Annotated in this window: 17 protein-coding genes; 9 read left to right on the forward strand and 8 right to left on the reverse strand. The window is 38.4% G+C overall.

The window, feature by feature from the left end:
* Positions 1 to 28 precede the first annotated feature (28 nt).
* The 3 genes from BLR27_RS00270 (at position 29) to BLR27_RS00280 (ending at position 2,962) form a co-directional block, all read left to right on the forward strand.
* Positions 29 to 1,066, forward strand: coding sequence for a 2-hydroxyacid dehydrogenase (locus BLR27_RS00270; protein ID WP_245704375.1), 1,038 nt, complete (start codon positions 29 to 31; stop codon positions 1,064 to 1,066).
* A gap of 22 nt (positions 1,067 to 1,088) precedes the next feature.
* Entirely contained in the window at positions 1,089 to 2,453 is a 1,365-nt protein-coding gene (hemN, locus tag BLR27_RS00275; protein ID WP_090697407.1) for an oxygen-independent coproporphyrinogen III oxidase, read from the forward strand.
* Positions 2,454 to 2,674: 221 nt separating this feature from the next.
* The gene (locus tag BLR27_RS00280; RefSeq protein ID WP_090697411.1) at positions 2,675 to 2,962 is read left to right on the forward strand and encodes a GIY-YIG nuclease family protein; all 288 of its coding nucleotides are present in this window, start codon (positions 2,675 to 2,677) and stop codon (positions 2,960 to 2,962) included.
* 67 nt (positions 2,963 to 3,029) lie between these two features.
* Here BLR27_RS00280 and BLR27_RS00285 read toward each other — a convergent pair whose 3' ends face one another.
* The 3 genes from BLR27_RS00285 to ccoG are packed head-to-tail and all read right to left on the reverse strand — an operon-like array spanning position 3,030 to position 5,642.
* Positions 3,030 to 3,782: a sulfite exporter TauE/SafE family protein gene (locus tag BLR27_RS00285; RefSeq protein ID WP_090697416.1), complete on the reverse strand. Its 753-nt coding sequence runs from the start codon at positions 3,780 to 3,782 to the stop codon at positions 3,030 to 3,032.
* 43 nt (positions 3,783 to 3,825) lie between these two features.
* Positions 3,826 to 4,254, reverse strand: a complete 429-nt coding sequence (locus tag BLR27_RS00290) for a FixH family protein (RefSeq protein ID WP_090697420.1) — start codon at positions 4,252 to 4,254, stop codon at positions 3,826 to 3,828.
* On the reverse strand, positions 4,254 to 5,642 hold the full coding sequence (gene ccoG, locus BLR27_RS00295; protein WP_090697424.1) for a cytochrome c oxidase accessory protein CcoG: 1,389 nt from the start codon (positions 5,640 to 5,642) through the stop codon (positions 4,254 to 4,256). Before ccoG ends, BLR27_RS00290 begins: the two co-directional genes overlap by 1 nt.
* Positions 5,643 to 5,913: 271 nt before the next feature.
* Here ccoG and BLR27_RS00300 point away from each other — a divergent pair, with 271 nt between their 5' ends.
* From BLR27_RS00300 to BLR27_RS00320, 5 genes are all read left to right on the forward strand, one after another.
* Positions 5,914 to 6,915, forward strand: a complete 1,002-nt coding sequence (locus tag BLR27_RS00300; protein WP_090697425.1) for a PEP/pyruvate-binding domain-containing protein — start codon at positions 5,914 to 5,916, stop codon at positions 6,913 to 6,915.
* A 3-nt stretch (positions 6,916 to 6,918) separates the two neighbouring features.
* A complete protein-coding gene (locus tag BLR27_RS00305) occupies positions 6,919 to 7,647 on the forward strand; it encodes an LOG family protein (protein WP_090697428.1) in 729 nt (242 codons plus the stop codon).
* 76 nt (positions 7,648 to 7,723) lie between these two features.
* Positions 7,724 to 8,356 (forward strand): YceI family protein, encoded by a 633-nt coding sequence (locus BLR27_RS00310; protein WP_090697431.1) that lies wholly within the window; start codon positions 7,724 to 7,726, stop codon positions 8,354 to 8,356.
* 50 nt (positions 8,357 to 8,406) lie between these two features.
* Complete coding sequence (locus BLR27_RS00315) at positions 8,407 to 10,062, forward strand: L,D-transpeptidase family protein (protein ID WP_090697436.1); 1,656 nt, start codon at positions 8,407 to 8,409, stop codon at positions 10,060 to 10,062.
* A 74-nt stretch (positions 10,063 to 10,136) separates the two neighbouring features.
* Positions 10,137 to 10,916, forward strand: a complete 780-nt coding sequence (locus tag BLR27_RS00320) for a hypothetical protein (RefSeq protein WP_090697440.1) — start codon at positions 10,137 to 10,139, stop codon at positions 10,914 to 10,916.
* A 63-nt stretch (positions 10,917 to 10,979) separates the two neighbouring features.
* Here the strand turns inward: BLR27_RS00320 and BLR27_RS00325 are convergent, their stop codons facing one another.
* The 5 genes from BLR27_RS00325 to BLR27_RS00345 all read right to left on the reverse strand — a co-directional run bounded on the left by BLR27_RS00325 (position 10,980) and on the right by BLR27_RS00345 (position 19,432).
* Positions 10,980 to 11,861, reverse strand: a complete 882-nt coding sequence (locus tag BLR27_RS00325) for a cbb3-type cytochrome c oxidase N-terminal domain-containing protein (protein WP_090697445.1) — start codon at positions 11,859 to 11,861, stop codon at positions 10,980 to 10,982.
* Positions 11,862 to 12,066: 205 nt separating this feature from the next.
* Positions 12,067 to 14,202: a cytochrome-c oxidase, cbb3-type subunit I gene (gene ccoN / locus BLR27_RS00330; RefSeq protein WP_090697449.1), complete on the reverse strand. Its 2,136-nt coding sequence runs from the start codon at positions 14,200 to 14,202 to the stop codon at positions 12,067 to 12,069.
* Positions 14,203 to 14,288: 86 nt separating this feature from the next.
* Positions 14,289 to 14,450 (reverse strand): cbb3-type cytochrome oxidase assembly protein CcoS, encoded by a 162-nt coding sequence (gene ccoS, locus BLR27_RS00335; protein ID WP_090697453.1) that lies wholly within the window; start codon positions 14,448 to 14,450, stop codon positions 14,289 to 14,291.
* Entirely contained in the window at positions 14,447 to 16,846 is a 2,400-nt protein-coding gene (locus BLR27_RS00340; RefSeq protein WP_090697457.1) for a heavy metal translocating P-type ATPase, read from the reverse strand. The genes ccoS and BLR27_RS00340 overlap by 4 nt, the downstream gene beginning before the upstream one ends.
* Positions 16,847 to 16,933: 87 nt before the next feature.
* Positions 16,934 to 19,432, reverse strand: coding sequence for a cation-translocating P-type ATPase (locus BLR27_RS00345; RefSeq protein ID WP_090697461.1), 2,499 nt, complete (start codon positions 19,430 to 19,432; stop codon positions 16,934 to 16,936).
* A gap of 241 nt (positions 19,433 to 19,673) precedes the next feature.
* Between BLR27_RS00345 and BLR27_RS00350 the strand changes: the two genes are divergently transcribed.
* On the forward strand, positions 19,674 to 20,507 hold the full coding sequence (locus BLR27_RS00350) for a universal stress protein (RefSeq protein ID WP_090697464.1): 834 nt from the start codon (positions 19,674 to 19,676) through the stop codon (positions 20,505 to 20,507).
* The last annotated feature ends 14 nt before the right edge of the window (positions 20,508 to 20,521 follow it).

Genomic DNA, 20,521 nt, shown 5'->3' on the forward strand with positions numbered 1-20,521 from the left:
TTAGAAATAGCCATCCCAAAACCTAATTTTGGAGAATAGCTATGAAATAATGAAAGTTGTTGCTTACAGTATAAAAGAATTTGAAAAGGAATTTTTGGCTCGTGCTAATAAAAAGCAACATGATATTACCTTAATTTCTAATCCGCTTAGTCTTGAAACTGCTATGTATGCGGAAGGAAAAGAAGCAGTAATTGTTTTTACAAATGATGATGTTTCTGAAGCCGTTATTAATAAACTGGCAGACCTTGGAATAAAATATATTGCTACCCGCTCTCTGGAAACAGACCATATAGATAGGAAAGCTGCTGGTTTAAGGAAAATAAAACTGGCAAATGTTCCATCTTTTTCACCTCAGTCAATTGCTGAATATGCTGTTATGCTCGCCTTATCGCTGAGTCGAAAAATTGTTCCGACAGTAAATAGCAGCAGGGAATTTGATTTCAGAATTGATCAGCATATAGGCTTTAGTTTTTTCGGAAAAACAGTAGGAATTATTGGACTAGGGCATGTGGGACAGGCTACAGCAGCCATTTATAAGGGTTTGGGCTGTAAGGTGATCAGCTATGATATAAAATACCCCGAATTTCTGAATGATATAGAAACAAGAGATCTTGATCAACTCCTTAATGAATCAGATATCATTTCCCTGCATGTTCCATTAAAATCCGATACAAGGCACCTCATCAATAATCAAAGCCTCAGTAAAATGAAGGATGGTGTTATGCTGATCAATACTTGCAGTGGTGAATTGATAAAGACAAGTGAATTGCTCAAGGCACTTAAAAGTAGAAAAATTGCCTATCTGGGTTTAGATGGGTATGAATTTGAAAAAAGCCTGTTTTTCACTGATCACAGAAAAGACGAAAATAAAGATGCTATTCTGGAGGAGTTGATATCCTATCCCAATGTAATAATTTCTCCACACCAGGCCTTTTTAACCAAGGAAGCCTTACAGGAAATAGCAAATCTAACCATAAAGAATCTGGATAATTGGCATGCAGGTAAATGTTCAGGAAAGGCCTGTGTCTGCTATGATGGCTGTAAAAAAGCCTTGACCAACCTCTGATTCTGTCTTTAATAATTTAATTATGACCACACAGCAACTCATTAATAAATATCATGTGGCAGCCCCACGTTATACCAGTTATCCTACTGTTCCTTATTGGGATACAGCAGCTCCGGATCTTAATAAATGGAAAGAATCTGTTGAATTTTCATTTAAACAGAGTAATGCTGACAATGGTATAAGTTTATATGTTCATTTGCCATTTTGTGAAAGTCTGTGTACTTATTGTGGTTGTAATACCAGAATTACAAAGAATCACCAGGTTGAAGATCCTTATATTCATGCAGTTTTAAAAGAATGGAAACTTTACCGTGAGATTTTAGGCGAGAAACCGCTGATCAGAGAAATTCATCTGGGTGGGGGTACACCGACCTTTTTTGCTGCTGAAAATCTGTATTTATTGATCAATGGAATTATGAATGGCTCAGATCTGCATCCTGATGCCGAGTTTAGCTTTGAAGCTCATCCTAATAATACAACCGAAGCACACCTCAGGACATTATATGATCTTGGTTTTCGCCGATTAAGTCTTGGTATCCAGGATTTTGATCCAAAGGTTCAGAAGATCATCAATCGTATGCAAAGCTTTGAACAAGTTGAGAAAGTTACCGCTCAGGCGAGAGAAATCGGATACACTTCAATAAATTTTGATCTTATCTACGGCCTCCCGCTTCAAACGTATGAAGGTCTGGGAGATACCGTCCTGCAGGTAGAAAAGCTGATGCCCGATCGGATTGCTTTTTACAGTTATGCTCATGTGCCCTGGATAAAACCCGGACAGAGAAGTTTTACTGAGGATGATCTGCCATCTGTTACTGAAAAGCAAAGATTGTATGAATTGGGTCGTCAGATGTTTATCTCAATGGGTTATGAGGAGATTGGCATGGACCACTTCGCATTAAGTACTGATAGTCTGTATAAGGCAGAACGTTCAGGGAAACTGCACCGCAATTTTATGGGATATACTCACCAGTACACCCAGCTAATGATTGGCCTGGGAGTTTCATCAATCAGTGATAGCTGGTTCGCATTTGCCCAGAATGTCAAAAAAGTAGAAGATTATTACGATCTGATTAACAAAGGTCAGCTTCCTGTGTTTAAAGGACACCATTTAACAGAGGAAGATCTGCTTATAAGAAAGCATATTTTAAATCTGATGTGTAAAGGAAAAACAGAGTGGGATAATTCTTTGCCACTTAACCAGGCACTTTCAGCCGGACTTGAAAGAGCAAAATTGCTTGAAGAGGATGGTTTAGTAGAAATAGGTGAAAATAGCCTTACAGTAACTAATCAAGGTAAGCGATTCCTTAGAAATATTTGTATGGCTCTTGACGCTCGCCTTTGGGCTGAACAGCCTGAAGCGCAATTGTTTAGTATGGCGGGTTAGGGCCAAGCCGGATCAAGTCCGGCCTGACAATGGATCAAGTCCGGCTTGACAACGGATCAAGTCCGGCCTGACGATATTGGTATATCGAGTGATATTAAACTTTAGTCATTCCGGACCCGATCCGGAAATTAAGCACAATTTGGTCATTCCGGACTTGATCCGGAACGGAACCACTAACTAACTTTTTTCACCTTTCTTTTCCAAAACGCATATTTTCAGTTATGCGTCAATACTTTGTATATATTTTAAGTACTCCGGATAATACGATCGTTTATATTGGTGTTACCAATGACCTGATAAGAAGAGTCAGGGAGCATAAGGAAAAACTGAACAAGTGCTTTACTTCTCAATTCAATTGTAATAAACTTGTTTGGTTTGAAGTGTTTAGAGATATCCGTGTTGCCATTCGAAGGGAAAAACAATTGAAGAACTGGCATAGAAGCTGGAAAAATGATCTGATTGAAAAAGAAAACCCGGAATGGATGGAGTTAACCCCTAATGCCCAGTGAGGGGATCAAGTCCGGCCTGACAACGGATCAAGTCCAGCCTGACATAGTAGCTCTTAAGCAAATTTTGTCATTCCGGCCCCGAGCCGGAAATTAAACAAATTTTGTCATTCCGGACTTGATCCGGAAGGAGCCGGAAACAAACCTCAACTCCATCATTAACTTTTTGAGGACTTAAATAAGGGATATCCAGGGTTAGTCCTCTTAAAACGAACCATACACCTAATCCCAGCATAACAAACGGAATTGCCTTATTTATGCGCCTGCGAAAGACAGGGCCAGCGAGTCCGGTACTGACCATCGCCGCCAGCATTAGCGGAAGTGTACCTAGTCCGAAAAAAAACATGTATTGAGCGGAGTCCATGACACTTCCTGTATTTAATGCTCCTGCCATCGCCAGATAGACAAATCCACAGGGTAAAAAACCATTAAGAATGCCGGTTATTAGATGACCCGCTTTATTCTTCATGGCATAGGATAATAGTTTATTAAAAGGCTGTACTATTTTCGATACCCACTTTCCATTGCCATAAGAAATTTTTAAGATTCGCGAAGTTGCTGCGAGAATAATGAAAACACCTGTTAAAATACTGACTGCTTGCTGTACTCCGGCTAACCATAACTGCTGACCTATTAATCCGATAAGTAAACCCAGAAGGGTATATGTCAGTGTCCGCCCCAGATTGTATACCAGTTTATCAAAAATGATGAGCCATCGCTTTTCATGAAAACTTGGAACTGCAAATGCCAGCGGACCACACATCCCAACGCAGTGGATACTGCCGAATAAACCGGTAAAGAATGCGAGTTCGTTATAATTCATTTTACTATATGATTTTATGATCTCATTGAACTGGAGTTGTCAATTAATCAATAGTGATGTTTTTTTCGAACATGTATTCTTTTCCTTCACTTTTCCATTCAATAATAAGCTTCCAGTGCCCATTAGCTATATCTGTCAATGGTAATACAATTTCATTGGCTGTCCCTGAGTTCAGGCTAACTGTACGGTCATTCTTATTATCTGAAGGATGAAGAAATCGAACACTTCCAGTCGCAGGTTTTTTGAAAATGATTCTTAGGCTATCTCCAATGCTGATTTCAGGTTCAGCCTGATCTTTCTGCATCTGACTCTTGCGGGCATAATCCTTATCATATTCTATGCCTTTTTGATAATAGTCCTGGTCTACCAGATCATCTGAATCACTTCTGATCATCAATACTGCAAGAGTAATAATGAATGCCATAAATAAACCCATTCCTATTACCAGTTTTGTTCCCCAGTTCATCTTCATTAATTTGGTGGTGCTATAAAATTTGTTTTTATCTCGTCTATCTTCTTACCATTTGAAAATATCTCAAGTTCTATCTCCGATTTATATTTCTCAATATCTTTCTGAGGTCTGATTACAAAGAAAGTCACTTTTATAACACTTCCCTTTTTTATCTGGCTCTCTTTGCGGATAAACTGAATTTTTATATCATCGTCTTCTGCTTTCAACTCAAAATTAACATTATCAGAAGTTTTATTAACTAATTCTGCATTGTAAAGATTGCTGACAGTTCCATTATCTCTTAATTGATATAATGTACCACCGGCACGTAATACTGTAGTTTCAATATCACTTCTGCTAATCAGAAGATAGCTTAAAACTGTTACCAAAATAAGAAGTACCACAGAGTACGCATATACTTTCTTGCTCAATTTGAATGCCGTTTTCGATTTGATCTGATCTTCCGACATAAAGCCGATAAGCCTGGTAGGACGATGAACCTTTTCCATCACCATATCGCAAGCATCTATACAGGCAGTGCAATTGATACATTCAAGCTGAGTGCCATTTCGAATATCTATTCCGGTAGGACAAACATGAACGCAAAGTTTACAATCTATACAATCTCCAAGATGCTGATCTGTGTTTTTTAATATTTTACCTCTGGGCTCTCCCCGTTCATAATCATATGCTACAATTATGCTCTGATTGTCAAGAAGTACTCCCTGAAGTCTGCCGTACGGACAAATAACTGTACAAACAAGCTCTCTGATATATGAAAATACTATATAGAACACAAAAGTGAATATCCAGATCGATATAAATCCTGAAGTATGTTCTCCGACAGGGTCGGTCATTATTTTAATCAGTTCGTCTGAACCAATTATATATGCCAGAAAAATATTGGAGATAAAGAATGAGATCAGGATGAATATAAAATGTTTGGCTCCTTTCTTCAGAACTTTTTCCCAGCTTAAAGGTGCTGCATTAAGTTTTTGCTGATGAATATAGTCCCCTTCGATCCAGTTTTCTACTTTTCTGAAAACCATCTCCATAAATATGGTTTGCGGACATGCCCAGCCACACCAAACCCTACCGAAAATGGCAGTAAACATAACAATAAAGACCGTGAATGTTAAAATTGCCAGTACGAAGAGGTAAAAATCCTGTGGCCAAAAAATAACTCCGAAAAACACGAATTTCCTTTCAATTACATTGAGAAGGATCAGTTGTTCTCCATTTATTTTTATGAATGGTCCGCCGAAAAGGAGTAAAAGAAGAAAATAGCTAACCTTATCACGGTATTGGTACAATTTTCCCTTAATGATTTGTGGATACATCCATTTTCTTTTATTCTCGGTATCATTAATAGAAGGAAGATGATCCCTGAAATTCGGTGCTTCAGCCATATTACTTTACAATCCTTTTAGAATTTTGAAAAACCTGCTTTTTCAGGCTTGAAATGACATATTTTAAAATTTTTACTGTAATTTTAATGTGATGTAAAAGTTGACATTTAAATGCTTTTATAGTATGATGTATATCATTTTAATTGATAACAGGTATCATTAATATCATAGGATATTCATTGCACTTTCGTATAGGAGGAATACCGTTTTTTAAATTTAGATAGATCCAATCAAAGAAGCCTGATACATAAGCAAAGATAATTTTAAGATTATGAAGGATTATGTTTTAAGACTAAAAAATATCTCAGTTTCTGACACTTCAGAAGTAGGAGCTAAAAATGCCTTTTTAGGCGAGATATTTACCCAGCCTGTACTTCACGAGATCAGAGTACCAGACGGTTTTGCGGTTACGGCAAGTGCATATCAGAGATTTATTGAATATAATAAGCTTGATGGTGTTCATGACAAATTGCTTACATCTTTAGATAGAGAAAACTTATCAGATGTTGCTAAAACAGGGCAGAAGGCCAGGGCTCTGATCCTTGGTGCAAGGATGCCGGGAGATATTGATGATACTATAACTGCAGCCTACCATGAACTATGTGCAGGTTCTGCAGTTGAGGTGGCTGTTCGAAGCAGTGCAATAAGTTCGAATCAAATTAATTCAGACATTAAAGATGTACATGATTCTTTTCTTAATGTCAAAGGAGAAAGAGAATTAGTTGAAACGGTTAAAAAATGTTTTGCATCTCTATATTCAGAGAAGGCTATAATTGAAAATACATCCAATTTGAATAAGTCTATAGCTGTTTGTGTACAGAAAATGGTCAGATCTGATGGGTCATGTTCTGGGGTAGCTTATACATCTGACCCTGAAAGTGGGTTTGCCGATGTAATTCATATTTCCGGAGTTTGGGGACTTGGAGGGAAAAAACTTAATGAAGGTGTAATTCCCGATGAATTTATTATTTATAAACCAACTATATCTGAGGGACTGAAGTCAATTATTCAGAAAAAGCTGGGAAGTAAAAACCGGATGATGATCTATCAGGAAGATTCAGATATTCATGTGGTGAATACACCGGACGATATACGTGATCAATTTGTTTTAATTGAAGAGGAACTACTTTCAATTGCTAACTGGGGAATAACACTGGAAAATTATTATGGCAGTCCTGTCAGTATGGAATGGGCAAAAGATGGTGAGTCGGAGGATCTTTATTTGCTTCAGGCGAAGCCTGAAAACTTTAAGAAATTTAAAAAATCACTATAAACTATGACAAAATCTGAAATAAAGTTCCTAAGCGGACCGCAATCACGTTATAAGGATTTCCATTTTACAATAAATATTTTAGTACAATTTATCAGAGGTTTCAGGGCTCTGCATTTTATAGGCCCCTGTATTACTATTTTCGGCTCAGCACGATTTAAAGAAGATCATGAATATTATAAATTGACAAGGAAGGCTGCCGGAGAGTTTGCCAAACTTGGTTTTACCATTTTGACAGGAGGAGGTCCCGGAATTATGGAAGCTGCAAACCGTGGAGCCAAAGATGTAGGCGGACGTTCGGTTGGTTGTAATATTCAACTTCCAAAAGAACAGGCGCCTAATCCATATCTTGATAAATGGGTGGAAATAAAATATTTCTTTGTAAGAAAGGTACTTCTGGTAAAATATTCTTTCGCTTTTGTAGTCATGCCCGGGGGATTTGGAACGCTGGATGAATATTTTGAAGCAATAACTCTGATCCAGACAAATAAGATCGGTGATTTTCCGGTAATTATTTTTTGTAAAGACTTTCATCAAAAATTAATTGAACATACTCACATAATGAAAGAACAAGGAACTATATCCGAAGCCGATTTGAGCCTTTTTCTGGTAACAGATTCTATTGAAGAGGCGGTTGCATTGATCAAGGAAGAGAGTATAAAACGTCATGGACTAAAGATTGAAGATAGGATCAAACCTTTTGGCTGGCTCTTTGAATCCAGATTAAAATTTTAGTTCGCATTTTGTAAAAGGTTTTGATAAGGTGTTTTGGCTACTTTTTAGCATTTATTAATATTTTAAATTCCATGGAATGAAAATAATACTCAATTCAATTGCATTCAAATTAAGGTATATCACTTTGAGTATGTTTCTTATATTGTCCGCTGGACTTGTTTTCGGACAGCAGCAACTCTACACGTATCATTCGGGAGTAATAGAGGTAAGTGGTTTTACCAATAATTATAATTGGAAAATGAAGACCGATAGTGTGGATTGCAGGGCTCAGTTGACCATGATCAACAGGCAGTTAAAAGCGATTAACTCTTTGAGTTTTACAGTGCCTGTTAAGAAGCTAAGCAGTCCTAATACTTACATGGATCGAATTGCTCATAGAACCCTTAAATCCTATCCCTTTGATAAAATATATTTCCATTATGTAAAATCCGAAATTTCTCCATGGGATGATAAGGATCAGTATTTAATCAAGGCAAGCGGCAATCTAACAGTGGCAGGAGTAACTCATTCAATAAAGATGGATCTTATCGCTACTGTTATTAATGATGGTACAATTACTTTTGCAGGTACTCATAAACTTAAGCTTAGTACGTATCAGGTTACACCTAAAAAGTCATTAATGGGAACTTTAAAGACAAGTGATGACGTTACGGTGAACTTTGTTGTTGGCGTCAAACCCCTCATGTTATCAGCAACCTCGAAGAGATAATGATCAGGAAGGAATGATCGGATTGAATAAATTTTTAATACAAAATCAAAATGAATTTCAGGTTTTCTGCTTTTATTATTGTTTCATTTTTTATGATTTTATTGCCATTTCAGGGATGTGGCCAGAAGAAGCAGGATGCTGGCAAAGTATCGGCAGATTCTTTAATTGACAGAGATCAGAACGTGTGGAACAGAAGTATCCCCGGAAGTTTCAGTTCGCAGACAAAATCAAGGTTCGATAGCCTTGAGATCAGAGATTTTATAAGGCAATATCCTAAGTTCAGTAAGTTTGAAGAAAGTATCATGACATTTTACTCTCACCGAAATATGGCTTTTGCCTGGTTTGATGCTGAGGGTTTGATCGAACATGCAGATAATTTAACCGACAGGATAAGAAATCTGAAGAGTGAAGGAGTTAATAAAGAACTTCCTTACTTTCAATCACTTGATTCTTTAATATACAGCAGTGACTCTGATCAGTTTTCTCATTTTCAAAAAATTAAGCTCGAACTGATACTAACTGCCCAGTATTTTGCTTTCGCGGAATCAGTTTGGGGAGGTATTGATGCTAAGTTTTTGAAAGAGATTGACTGGAATCTTCCTCGAAAAAAGGTTTCATTCGAAGAATATTTAGACAGTATATTAGAGAGTCCGCCGGGGAATTTTAAGGAAGTAAAAGCTCCTGTTAACAGGCAGCATGATTTGCTAAAGAATTTTCTGAATCAATACAGAGTTCAGGCAGCAAAAGGTCATTGGTTGGAGATTAAGGCTGGAAGTAAATCATTCGAATTAGGGGATAGCTCCGAAGTGATCAAACAGGTAAAGTTGCGTTTGTTTGAGTTAGGTGATCTCAAGGATTCCAAAACCGATCAGATCTTTGATCTGGATCTTCAAAATGCCGTAAAACAGTTCCAGACCAGACATGGCCTAAAAGATGACGGAGTTATTGGAAAAGGGACTATTTCGGAGTTAAATGTTCCTTATGAGCAGAGGATTAAGCAATTGCTGGTTAATATGGAACGTAGCCGCTGGATCCCGGTAAGTGTAAGTACTGATTATTTGGTAGTGAATATTCCTGAATTCAGGCTGCATGTCTACAGTGCTGATCAATTAGTATGGAGTTGCAATGTGGTTGTTGGTAAGGCCATTCATAAGACCGTGATCTTTAGTGGGGATTTGAAATATATTGCTTTTAGTCCCTACTGGAATGTGCCTCAAAGTATAGTAAAGAATGAGCTGTTAAAAGATATGCGAAGAGATAAAAATTATTTGCAAAAACATAATATGGAGATTACAGGTTACCGGGATGGATTGCCTGAAATAAGACAAAAACCTGGTCCTTCAAACTCATTAGGACTGGTTAAATTTCTCTTCCCGAATAGTTATAATATTTATCTTCATGATACTCCTTCCAAGTCTTTATTCAACGAGTCTGCCAGAGCTTTCAGTCATGGATGTATCCGAATCAGTGAGCCTTTCAAGCTTGCGCAATTCTTGCTGAGGAATGATCCGTCCTGGGATGACACTTCAATTAATGCCGCAATGAATGCAGGTGTCGAAAGGATAATTAGTCTGAAAGAGAAAACACCAGTATTTATCGTGTATTTTACTGCTTTTGTTGATAAGGATGGCCTGATCAATTTCCGTAAGGATATCTATGATCGGGATGAAAGGCTGGCGGATATGATAATGAACTTTCAACCCTGACGTAGGTTAGGTTTTATCTTTGATTATAATTGATTTATTTTATTTTTAGATTTATTAAATACTAAAAATAAATAATGTCAAAAAGTTTTCATTACAGAATACGAAAAATCCATCGCTATCTCGGTCTTTTATTGGGAATACAGTTTATATTCTGGACAGTTGGAGGGATCTATTTCAGCTGGAGTAATATGGATGAAATACATGGCGACCTGAACAGGAACCCTTCTCCCTTAATATACGCTGGTTCCGGTTTTATTTCTCCTTCAGTGGCCTTGGGAAAAATGAAAAGTAGCGGTCATTATGTGGATTCAATTCATGACATCAAACTCATTCAATTATCCGGGAAGCCCTATTATCAGTTTTTGATCAATGATCATTCGGTTTCAACTCATGCTAATCATACCAGTAAGCCGAAATACAAAGTTCAATTGGCCAACGCCATAACAGGGGAGCTTCGTGGCCCCTTAGTAGAATCTGAGGCAATTTCAATAGCTAAAGATGGCTTCAAAGGCAGTTCAGCGATTAGAGAGGTTAAACTTCTTACTGAAACTTCATCCCACCATGAATATCGTTCAGGACCATTGCCGGCATATGCTGTTAGTTTTGAGCATCCTGGTAATGCAACGGTTTTTGTTTCAACAGAGCTGGGTACGATTCAAAAGATCAGGATTGAGAAGTGGCGTATTTTTGATTTTCTATGGATGATGCATACAATGGATTACCAGGGACGGGATAATTTCGGAAATATATTACTGAGAGGCTTTTCTATTTTTGGCCTGTTTACCATTTTTTCAGGATTTATTTTATTCTATGTAAGTTCCGGGAAGCGTAAAAATAGAATACGGCAAAAATAAAGTTCTAATAAAAAAACCCGGCTTCATTTTCATGCGCCGGGTTTCTATGGAATTAATGGTCGTTTACATTTTAGTTCCTTGTGCTTCTTTAGGATTAGCAGGTTTTGTTCCTTTTAATGACAGGATAAAATTCGATACATCCGAAGTTTGTTTTGCTGTCAGAGTTTTTTCCCAGGCGATCATACCCTTTTCAGGTACACCATATTTAATGGTCTTAAAAATGTTATTGACCGTTCCACCGTGAATCCAGAATTCATCAGTTAAATTTGGACCTACAGTTCCTCCACCATCTGGTGCATGACAGGCTACGCAATTTTGCATATACACTGCTTTGCCAGCTGCCAGTACTCCAGCATCACTGTCTGCTTTTACACTGTTCTCATCGATCAGGTTTCCTGCTTTAGCTAAGAATGCGCTCTTTGATACCTCGGCCTCTTTCATTTCAATGGCGTATTCTTCAGTTTGTAATGGACTCCACTCAAATACATGATAATTGAGCAGATAAACAATGGCAAACAAAATTGAGCCATAGAACATTGCGTTGAACCATACCGGAGTAGGGTTGTCAAGTTCAGTAATGCCATCAAAATCATGTTCAAGCATCATGTCCTTTTCTTCCGAAATTGGTCTAAGTCCAAGCAGTTTATTCCATGTACTTTGTTTAGTACTTTGTTCTGATTTCTCTGCAGCTTCCCATTCTCCGTATTCCAGCATTCTAGCCGGTTCTGCGGCAGGTAAAAGAACTGGTGATTTGATCTCATCGGCCATTACCCGCACTGTTTTAAGTAAAACCAGTGCAACGATCAGTAAAAGGAGGGCTACAAGAAATAAGACAATGAGTATTTCTGAATATATATTGCCTGCAGTTCCACCTGTTGGAGCTTCAGCAGCCCAAATAGAATTGCTTGCAAAAAGTAGTGTGAATATAAAAATCAAACGTTTCATAATTCTATGCTTTATCGTCAGTTAATGGAAGCTCACTCATATAGCTTACGTGTTTTTTATTCATGGTGAACAGCAGTGCCGTTACTATTAGGAAAAACACTAAAAATATTCCAAGTGAAGTTATCAGGTAGACATCTGCGCCTGTGGATTTATCTATAAATTGTCTGAACATGTCCTTTATTATTAAATAATTGTTTTCTGTTTGTTAGTTTGAAGGTTGCATACTTACATTGCCAACTTTGATATCAGTACCCAGGCGCTGCAGATAGGCAATAATCGCAATGATCTCTTTATCACTGCTAACTTTTATGTTATCCTTAGCCAGATTAGCTGTGATCTCTTCGGCCTGTTTTTGAAGGTCAGCATTTGCTTTCTGTTCATATAAAGGAGCATATGGTACACCCAGAGTCCTCATGGCGTTGATCTTTGCTACAGTTGTAGTGGTGTCCAGTGTTTGCTCGCCCAACCAGTCGTACGGAGGCATGATACTTCCGGGAGACATTGTAGTTGGATCCATCAGGTGATTGTATTGCCATGCATTGGAATACTTTCCGCCCTCGCGATGAAGATCCGGTCCGGTACGTTTTGATCCCCACAAAAATGGATGGTCATAAACAAATTCTCCGGCTTTACTGTACTCGCCATACCGTTCAGTCTCTGAGCGGAATGGTCTAACCATTTGAGAGTGACAATTCACACAACCTTCACGGATATAAAGGTCGCGGCCCTGTAATTCAAGTGGAGAATATGGTTTTACACTTGCTATAGTTGGGATGTTTGATGAAATCATAAATGTTGGCATCATTTCCACCATTCCTCCGATCAGAATTACAATCAGTGAAAGAACAAGGAAGTACATTGGTTTACGTTCCAAAGCACGATGCCAGGTTTTTTCAGATGAACTTGGAGCAAAGGCTGGTTCTAATGCCATAGCTTCTGCCGGCTCATCTGCAAGCAGTGCACCACTTTTGGCAGTCTTGATCAGGTTATAGGTCATTACAATTACACCAGTCAGGTATAATGTTCCACCAATTGCCCTGAAAATATGCATTGGTAAAAGTTGAAGGGTTGTTTCCAGGAAGTTTGGATATTTTAACATTCCTTCAGGAGTAAACTCTTTCCACATTAAGCCTTGTAAAAATCCTGACAGATACATCGGGATTGCATAGAAAAGAATTCCAAGGGTGCCGATCCAAAAGTGGAAGGCAACAAGTTTCTTGGAGAAGATCTCTGTGCGGTAAATTCTAGGTATCAACCAGTACAAAATTGCGAAGGTCAGGAAACCATTCCATCCAAGTGCTCCAACGTGAACGTGAGCTACTATCCAGTCAGTAAAGTGAGCAATTGCATTCACTTGTTTTAAGGATAAAAGCGGTCCTTCGAAAGTAGACATGCCATAAGCTGTGATACCAACAACCATGAATTTCAGAATGGTGTCTTCACGAACTTTATCCCAAGCTCCCCTTAAGGTTAATAATCCATTGATCATACCTCCCCAACTTGGTGCAATCAGCATGATTGAGAAGGCTACACCTAATGATTGAGCCCAATCCGGTAAGGAAGAATATAATAAGTGGTGTGGTCCTGCCCAGATATAGATGAATATCAATGACCAGAAGTGCAGAATACTTAGTTTGTAAGAATATACGGGGCGTTGTGCCATTTTAGGAAGGAAGTAATACATCATTCCCAGATAAGGAGTGGTCAGGAAGAATGCTACCGCATTGTGTCCGTACCACCATTGTACAAGAGCATCCTGTACACCGGCATATATATAATAACTCTTAAATGCTGAAATTGGTAATTGGAATGAATTAACAATATGCAATACAGCAACGGTAACGAAGGTTGCAATGTAGAACCATATGGCTACATACATATGTCGCTCACGGCGCTTAATGATCGTACCGAACATGTTGATTCCGAATACCACCCAGATCAGAGTGATCGCAATATCGATCGGCCATTCTAATTCTGCATATTCATGCGATGTAGTTAATCCCAATGGTAAGGTCAGAGCCGCAGAAACAATGATAAGCTGCCAACCCCAGAAGTGAATACTACTGAGCATATCGCTGAACATTCGGGCCTTTAAAAGCCGCTGCAGCGAGTAATAAACACCCATGAATATTCCATTTCCTACGAATGCGAAGATTACTGCATTGGTGTGTAAGGGACGGATACGGCCAAAAGTAGTGTACTGGTTTCCCAGGTTCATCTCTGGTTTAAAGAGTTGCATGGCAACCAACAGGCCTACAAGCATTCCGACAAGGCCCCATATTACGGTGGCAATTGCGAAATTCCTTACAATTTTGTTGTCATAGTTGAATTTTTCAAGCATACTGTGCGATTTTTATTTGTGGTGTAAAGCTAATTGTATGGTGTGACAATGATGTGACATAACTTATGAAAAAAAATTGATTCTCGTCACTTTTTATTTTCATTTGGTATCTCATCATCGAATAATATTCTAACTGAGGGTGTATACGTATCATCGTTCTGCCCATTTTTCATAGCCCAGAAAAATGCCAGCAGAAATATGAGTGCTAAAAACACACTGCAACCGATCAGAAAGTATAAGATATTCATGTCAATTTGTTTTTACGTGCAAACATATGAGTTGCGATACTGGTAAATGAAATAATGGTAACGGTACTCAATGGCATTAAAATAGCAGCATAAAGTGGTGATAATAAGCCTTGTACTGCAAAGAATAATCCCACTGCATTATATATTGTTGAAATACCAAAGCTTATATGGATGACCTTTACGGCATCTTTAGCCTGCTGAATAAAGTTAGGTAGCTTTACAAAACCTGCTCCGTCAAGTATAGCATCACAACCTGGCGAGAAGTTATTGATATTATCGGTAACAGCTATACCCAGATCACTTTGTTTGAGTGCTCCGGCATCATTTAATCCATCTCCAAGCATCATTACTTTATTGTTTTTTTGCTGGAGTGCACTGATGTAGTTTAGTTTGTCCTGGGGACTTTGTTTAAAATGCATTTGATCTTCCCAGGGGAATGATGGAAGCAGAAAATCACGCTCAGAATCCTGATCTCCTGATAATAAATGCATGTTCAGTTTGCTTCCTAATTGAGTAAAGAGTTCTTTTAAACCCGGACGCCAGCGTTGTCTGAAGCTGAAATACCCTGCATAATGCTCTCCAATCTGAATATAAACTGTACCTGTGTCTTTTTTCTCTGTTTTTATATTAATAAATGATGCGCTGCCGATTCGTACCATTTTATTATTCACCAAACCTTCGATGCCCTTTCCGGGGATCTCCTGATATGAACTGACTGTAAAGTATTCATTGATCTTCATCCACTTGACCAGTTCCCGGCTTAGCGGATGTCCTGAATTTCTGGCCAGTGAACTGATCATACATTGTTCTTCATGGCTAAGATCGCCTTCAAAGCTGATGCGAAAACCTTCCGGAGCAGTAATGGTTCCGGTTTTATCGAAAACCAGGGTATTGATCCTTGCTATCTGCTCAACAACAGCTGTATTTTTCAGATAGAATTTATTCTTATCAAAAATGCTAAGAACCGCCGATAAGGTAAAAGGTGAGCTGAGCGCCAAAGCGCATGGGCAGGCAATTATCAGGACTGCAGTGAACGATTGCCATGCTTTGGCACTATCTTCAAACATCCAGAAAGCCGCCGATCCAAAAGCTACGAGTAAGAGCGCAACACTGAAATATCTGCTGATTGTATCACTGAAGGTATCAATTTTCTTTTTCTTCCCTTCGAATGCCTCATTATTCCAGAGGCTGGTTAAATAACTTTGTGAAACGGGTTTGATCACTTCAAGTTCAATGGCTTCATTGATCTGACGACCACCGGCATAAACCATTTCGCCCAATACTTTTTGTACGGGTGCAGATTCGCCAGTTACAAAACTAAAATCAATAACTGCATCTCCCTTCATCAGTATGGTATCGGCAGGTATGATCTCATTATTACGGATCAGGATCCGGTCTCCAACCTTTAGCTCATCCATCGGGATCGGTTTCTCTATTCCTTCACTGATCAATGTCACAGCCACAGGGAAGTATGAGCGATAATCCCGCTCAAAAGATAGGTGATGATAGGTACGCTGCTGCACCCATTTGCCGATAAGCAGAAAGAAAACAAGTCCGCAAAGAGTATCCACAAACCCGGCACCTGTGCCGCTAAGTATCTCATAGATCGAGCGGATGAACATCACCGCAATTCCAAGTGCAAGGGGGAAATCGAGATTCAGAACCTTGTTCCTCAGATTTTTCCATGCGGAAATAAAATAGTCGCGACCACTATAAAATACTACAGGAATAGCGAAAACAAGGTTGAGCCAGCCAAAAAATGTTTTAAACTGATGCTCAAAGGCTGCCATTCCGAAATATTCGGGAAAGCTTAAGAGCATCACATTTCCGAAACAGAAACCGGCCACCGCAATTTTTTTAATGATATCTCTGTCGGATACCTTATTCTGCTCCTTCACCACATCCTGTAAACTGATCACCGGTTCATAACCGATAGCACCCAGCATACCGATAAGTTCACGCAAAGAGAATTCCTTGTGTTTGAACGTGATCACTACCTGTTTTTTCAGAAAATCGATACGAGAGTTGACAATTGACGGGTTGATCTTATACAGATGCTCGAGTAACCATAAGCATGAACTGCAATGAATCGCCGGAATATACAGCGTAATGATGCTTACATTTTCATCTGAGAAGTCGAGTAAGGACGCAGCGATCTTTGGTTCATCTAAATAATCGTAATGGGCCGCCTTACTATCCTGCGTTTTGCCCGGATTAGTATTATATGAGTAATAATTACAGAGTTGATTTTCAGAAAGAATAGTGTAAACACTCTGACAGCCAATGCAACAGAAATCTTTTTCATCATAATGATAATGTTCATCAAGGCAGTCATTACCACAGTGAAAGCATTGGGTTAATGTTTCAGTTTGGTCCTGAGTATTCAAATTATCCATGCTTCCAAAAATCAGTTCTATTTGGTTCTGTCGAAATGACTCTGATTATTAAAACTTGTGATCTCAATCACATAATCAGAAATTATTTTAAACACTTTGTATTCGTCTTTTGATAAATTTAAATATTTCTACCCACATTACACCTGTAAATGCTGCGAACAGGCAATAGGAAAGTTCAGTTAATGGAAGTGGTACAAACTCAAAAATATTCCGGATAGGACTGTAATAGATTGAAAGCAATAAAATAAGCAGAGAAACGCCTAATATCAGAGGAATTAGTGGGTTTTTGTACCGGATGGTTGTGAATACAGAATAGTAAAATGATCTGTTGGTAAGCGTCAGGAAAATATTGCTGAAAATCAGAGTGCTGTAAATGATCGTGCGAACTTCAGCTATACTGTATTCATTTGCCATATAGTAATAGCCCATCCCCAGGCAGGAAGCAGTAATGATGATTCCCTGGATGATGCTGATCGACAACTCATTAAAGGCGAAAAATGTGCTGCTCAGTTTCCTTGGAGGCTTGTTCATAGAATTGGCTTCTATTGGCTCATTTTCAAAAATGATGGAACAGGTTGGCCCCATAATTAATTCCAGAAAGATCACATGTACAGGCGAGAAAATATTGGTGTACTTCCAGAAAAGGAGCAGGGGTATGGTAACGATCAGGATGATAGGTATGTGAATTGAAATGATATACTGAATAGCTTTTTTCAGGTTTTCATATATTCTTCTGCCTATGGCGATGGCCTCAACCATATGTGAAAGATCATCATCGATCAGTATGAGTGAGGCAGCCTGCCTTGCTACCTCCGAGCCTCTTTTTCCCATGGCTATACCGATATGGGATGATTTTAATGCCAGACTATCATTTACTCCATCCCCTGTCATTGCTACCACATGGCCCTTTTGTTTCAATATGTTGATGATCCTGAGCTTTGCCTCCGGGAACATACGGGTATAGATATTTACTTCGTCTGCCAGGCGGAGAAGTTCTTTATCGCTCATTTCTATTAGTTCTTTTCCATCCAGAGTCTTTTCTGCTGCTTTAAAACCGCATTGTTTGGCGATGGCTGAGGTTGTTAGGGCATTGTCGCCGGTTATGATTTTTACCGCAATTCCTGCATTATAGAATTGGTCAAATACCTTAGCGATATTTTCCTTCGGAGGGTCATAAAATGCGAGCAATCCAAGAAAGGTAAAGGAAAAGTCCTGTTGTTTTTCCGGAAATGAATTTCCTTTTAAACTAGTTTTGCCAACTCCAAGTACTCTGAATCCCTGAGAAGCTAAATCTTTAATTTTCGAATTAATCAACTTCTTTTCAGATACATCAAGATCCGAAACATTCATGATAGCTTCCGGCGCTCCTTTTGTTGCAAGGTGACGTTCGCCATCCTTATTCTCAAAGATATGAGTCATCATTGGCGGCTGCCCATCGAGCGGATATTCATGGATCATTTTGAAATCGGCCCTTGCATCCCGAAGCGTCAGTTTTTTATAAAGATCATGCAGGGCTATTTCCATCGGGTCGAAAGGAACGGGTTCGCTAGCCCACATCCCATATTCGGTAACCTCATTCAAAGTTTTCTGCTCTTTAATTTGTTTTGCATTAAAGATCTCTTTTGTCTGGTGATTGTAAATGGAAGCCAGTTCCATTTTATTTTCTGTAATGGTTCCTGTTTTATCAATGCAGATCACTGTGGCAGCACCCAGCGTTTCAACTGTATTAAGACCTTTGACAAGGATCCCTGTTTTTGATAGCTTCCATGCTCCAAGAGCCATGAATGTGGTGAATGCAACAGGGATCTCTTCCGGCAGGATAGACATAGCCAATGTCAGGGCCATCAATAAGCTGTCAAGAAATTTTTGAGTCTGGAAATAGTAGAAGCCAAGGACGAGTAAAAAACATACCATCCCAATGATGGTCATTGACTTAACAAAACTAAGGATCTGCTTATATAGCGGAGGTTTTTCAGTTTTAATTTCTTTTGCAAGCTTAGCCAGTTGGGCCGCTCTGCTGTCTGCGCCTGTTGCAGTTACCTCATAAACAGCCAGACCAGAAACAGCCAGAGTTCCCTGAAAAACGATATTATTATCCTTCGCTGTACTTTTACTTACTGAAAAAGACTCACCGGTAAGTACAGATTCATTTACAGCAAAATCATTGCAATGTACAATCAGTCCGTCGGCTGCCACAACTGAACCCTCCTCAGATATCAGGAAATCGCCCGGAACAATTTCTTCAGAGAATATTTCAAGCACCTCTCCATCGCGTATCACTTTGGTTTTTGAAGCGGTTAATACCTCAAGCAATGAAAGGGCTTTGCGGGTGCGAAACGTTTGGAAAAAAGAAATGGTCGAGACCAATATAACTGCAGAAAGCAGAAAAATGGCTTCAGAAAATTCCCCAAGCAGAAGATAAACAACTGCCGAAGCGATCAAAAGAATAAAAATCGGTTCAAAGACCGTTTCCTTTAGTATAATAATGAACTCACTTTGCTGCTTACCGGGAAGAACAAGATCCTTTTGTCGCTTTTTTGCTTCGGCACTGCTTAAGCCTGTGAATGGAAAAGGGTTTTTTGACACAAATGAATGATTTGAATATGGGATTTATTAAAGTGTTAATTTAATAAATTTCATCTTATCAGATTCATTTGATCGTTATTATTGACGAAGATCATATTACCGGGAAATCAAAATCGTAACTTAGTAAAAGAGTTAAATTATTACGGATAGATTATAAAAATAATTTAAAATTTTCTTTCTGATTATGTATTTATCATTATAGTTAATGTATTATTAATATTTATTAAGACAACTATTTCTTATGACAAAGATCCTCGTTACTACTGATTTTTCTGCAAACTCAAAGGCAGGTATTCGTTTTGCAATTCAGTTATCTTTACAACGTCCATGTGAATTGACATTTTTTCATTCATATCATGTTGTAAAACCTTCTAATATGAATGAAACTAAATTCACTAGCTTCCAGAATACTGAGGCAGTTAGTCTCAAGAAGAAATTAGAGGCCTTTGTTAATGCTATTTATAAGCAATTAGATATTGATCCTGCAAATGTTCATTATGTAGTCAGCAGTTCTTTTATTACGGATAGTAATATTATGAAATATGCAACTGACCATAATTTTGAGTTTATATGTATAAGCAGAAGAGGTAGCGGAAAGGTGAATAAGATCTTTGGGACTAATACTTCAAATCTGATTCTTCACTCAAAAGTGCCGGTAATTGCGGTTCCTAATACCTATCGGATCTCAAAGATCAAATCAGTGCTTTATGCTTCTGATCTGGCAAATCTCGAAAATGAGATAGGTATCGTAGTAGATTTTGCGAAACCACTTAATGCAGAAATTGAGCTTCTGCACCTTAATTATCCTTCAGACGTTTCTAATAATGTTAAAGTCGTAGAGGAGGCAATTTTGAAGTTTCCAAAAGCTGATATTAAATATCATCTGGAGAATATAAATCTGATCTATAACCTGGTCACAAATATTCAAACTGTGATAAAAAAAGCTAAGCCTTCTGTTTTGGTCATGTTTACTGATCAGGATCTGAATTTTTTCGAAAAACTTTTTCTTTCAAGCAGTACCGCAGAGTATTCATTGAATGCTTCCGTTCCTTTGCTTGTCTTTAAGAAGAACTAATAAACTATTTAGAA

Source organism: Daejeonella rubra, from assembly GCF_900103545.1.
In the GTDB taxonomy this organism is placed as follows: domain Bacteria; phylum Bacteroidota; class Bacteroidia; order Sphingobacteriales; family Sphingobacteriaceae; genus Daejeonella; species Daejeonella rubra.